The organism is Methyloceanibacter sp. (genome assembly GCF_051306395.1).
In the GTDB taxonomy this organism is placed as follows: domain Bacteria; phylum Pseudomonadota; class Alphaproteobacteria; order Rhizobiales; family Methyloligellaceae; genus Methyloceanibacter.
Genome location: NZ_JBPPND010000173.1, coordinates 1 through 3207, shown reverse-complemented (window position 1 = coordinate 3207; position 3207 = coordinate 1). Strand labels below are relative to the sequence as shown.

Sequence of the window (3207 nt, the reverse complement as noted above, 5' to 3'; positions counted from 1 at the left end):
GCCCTTCCTCGCGCAACTTCCTCAACCCGCTCCTGATCGCGCCGGACCGGGTCCAGCGTTTCGCCGATCTTTCCCTGCCCGCCACACTGGAAGCGGAACTTCAGGACTTACGCCAAACGGAGCTCATCGACTACGCAGGCGCGCATCGCGCGAAGCTCCCCATACTGGAAGAACTGTTCGCGCAATTCCTCAAGACGGACGATGTGGAAGCCAAGGATGTGTTCGAGCATTACTGTTACGAGCAAGGCAAGGCCCTGGAGATCCATGCGCTGTACGAAGCTCTGTCCGAGCACATCGTGGCCAATGGCGGCAATGCGGCCTGGGGCACTTGGCCCGAGGAGTTCCAGAGCCCCGACAATATCGCGGTGCGCGACTTCGCCCGGGCCGCCAAGACCCGCATTGCTTTCCACGCTTGGCTGCAATGGATCGCCGACACGCAGCTCGCCGACGCCCAAGCCCGCGCCCGCGCCGCCGGTATGCGCATCGGACTCTATCTCGACCTCGCCGTCGGCATCTCGCCGGACGGCTCGCGCAGCTGGCTGGCCGGTTCGGCCATCGCCCACCAAGCGCGGATCGGCTGTCCGCCCGACCCGTTCAGCGCGATGGGCCAAGACTGGGGGCTCGTGCCCTTCTCGCCCGTGGGCCTCGCCGAGGAGCGCTTGGAGCCTTTCCGCTCTGTGCTGCGCGCCAACATGCGCCATGCCGGCGCGCTTCGCATCGACCACGCCATGGGACTGCAACGGCTTTATTGGATTCCCGATGGCAACACCGCCAAGGACGGCGCCTACGTGGCCTATCCTTTCCGCGAGCTCCTCGAAGGTGTCGCCGAGGAATCCTGGATCTCCCAGACGATCGTCATCGGCGAGGATCTTGGTACGGTTCCTCCGGGATTTACCGATACGATGGTCCGCGCTGGCCTTCTGAGCTACCAGGTCTTCTATTTCAGCGAGCGTGAGGGCGTCTGGATGCCGCCGCACGCCTACCGGCGCGAGGCCATGGTCTGCGCCTCGACGCACGACCTGCCGACCTTGAAAGGCTGGTGGGTCAGCAATGACATCAACTGGCGCATCAAGGCGGGCCGCGCCACGGAGACCGAAGCCGTGATCCAACGACAGGAGCGCATGCTCGACCGCAAACGCCTGCTCGATGCCTTGATGGGCGCGCAGGCGCTCGCCGCCGATTCGGCTTATGTCCAGTCGACGAACATGCCGGACGACGTGCTTGTGGCGATCCACCGCTTCCTGGCGGCGACGCCCTGCCGGCTCTTCGCCGTGCAGCTCGATGACGCGCTTGGGATCGTCGAACAGGCGAACCTGCCGGGCACCGTGGACGAGCATCCGAACTGGCGGCGCAAGATGCCGCTCACCATCGAGGCTCTGGGCGATCAGAAGCTGTTCCGCGCGGTCACCGGCGCCGTCGCCGCCGAACGACCGCGGCAATGAGCGAGCGTGCCACTTATCGTTTGCAATTCCGCGACGGCATGGACTTTGCGCGCGCTGAGACGCTTGCGCCCTATCTCGCAAAGCTCGGCATCTCTCATCTTTATATGTCGCCGATCTTGCGCGCCCTCCCCGGCTCGGCGCATGGCTATGACGGCGCCAGCTACGACGAGATCGAGCCCGCGCTCGGCGGCGAGGACGGCTTTCGTGAGCTGGCAAACGCGTTCCGCGTCGAAGGTCTGGGCCTCATCGCCGATTTCGTGCCCAACCATATGGGCGCGAGCCCCTTCAATCCGTGGTGGCGCGACGTTCTCGAATGGGGCGCCGACAGCCCCCACGCCAGCTATTTCGACATCGACTGGACGGCATCGAAGCTCCTGATCCCGGTGCTGCCGGAGCCATACGGGCTCGCGCTCGACAAAGGCCGCTTCGGGCTTCACTTCGACACCGGGGATGGCGGCCTGAATTTCACCGCCGGCGGCATGAAGCTGCCCTTGAGCCCGCCGACCTACGCCAACGTGCTGGCCCGCGTCGGCGACGACTTCGAGGACCTCACCAACCGCTTCGCCATCGCCACGCCCGAGACCGCCCAGGAGCTCAAGGCGGAACTTGCTGCGCGCGCGCGCGAGGCGGACCAGGTCGATACCTTGAGCGCCGCGCTTCGAGACATGGCGGCGGATCACGAAGCCATGCATGCGCTGCACGAAGCACAAGTGTGGCGCCTCGCCTATTGGCGCGCCGCGCGCGAGACGCTCACCTATCGCCGCTTCTTCGAGGTCGCCGATCTCGTCGGCGTGCGCATGGAGCAGCCAAGCGTGTTCGAGGAGACCCACCGGCTGATGCTGGGGCTGGCGGCGGACGGCGTCATCGACGGCTTGCGCCTCGACCATGTGGACGGTCTCGCCGACCCCCTCGCCTATTTCCGCAAGCTGCGCGAGGCGATCGGCGAAGAGCGCCCCTTCATCGTTCTGGTGGAGAAGATCCTCGAAGGGTCGGAAACGCTACGCTCCGATTGGCCGGTGCAAGGCACCACCGGCTATGAGTTCATCCGTGCACTCGGCGGCGTGATGACCGACCCGGAAGGCGAAGCGCCGTTGACCGCGGCGTATGAAAGTTTTGCCGGCGAGACCGCGGACTATGAAACGCTGGTCGCGGCCACCAAGCGGCACATCTTTGTCCGCAACCTCGCCGGCGAGCTCGACGTGCTCACCGGGCTCGCGCATCAGCTTGCCCAAGCCGAGCTTGCCACCCGCGATTATGGGCGCGACACGCTGCGCCGCGCCATCATCGAACTCGGCGCGTCGCTGCCAGTCTATCGCACCTATGTGGACGTCGACGGCCCGCGCCCCGAGGACGAGGCGTTGATCGCGCGCGCCGAGACCGCAGCCAAGAGCACGCGCGAGGTGGAGGATGACGGCGCCATCGACTTCATCGCGCGAATCTGGCGGCTGGACCTGCCCGACCCCGCCGCACGCGCCGAAGCGCTTACGTTCGTGACGCGCCTCCAGCAGACCACCGGTCCACTCATGGCCAAGGCGGTCGAGGACACGCTGTTCTATCGCTATAACCGCCTGATCGCGCTAAACGAGGTGGGCGGGTCACCCGACGAGTTCGGCGCGGCGCCCGCGAGCTTTCACGAAGACATGGCCGCGCGGCGCATCCACCAGCCTTTCGGCCTGCTCCCCACCTCCACCCATGACACCAAGCGCGGCGAGGATGCCCGTGCCCGGCTATACGTGCTGAGCGAACGCCCTGAAGAGTGGAAGGC

At 66.1% G+C, this 3207-nt stretch carries 2 protein-coding genes; both read left to right on the top strand.

What is annotated here, in order from left to right; genetic code table 11:
• The coding region (malQ, locus tag ACSLE4_RS08870; protein ID WP_435904101.1) for a 4-alpha-glucanotransferase at positions 1–1442 on the top strand (1442 nt) is incomplete at its 5' end.
• The coding region (gene treY, locus ACSLE4_RS08865; RefSeq protein ID WP_435904100.1) for a malto-oligosyltrehalose synthase at positions 1439–3207 on the top strand (1769 nt) is incomplete at its 3' end. The genes malQ and treY, both read left to right, overlap by 4 nt.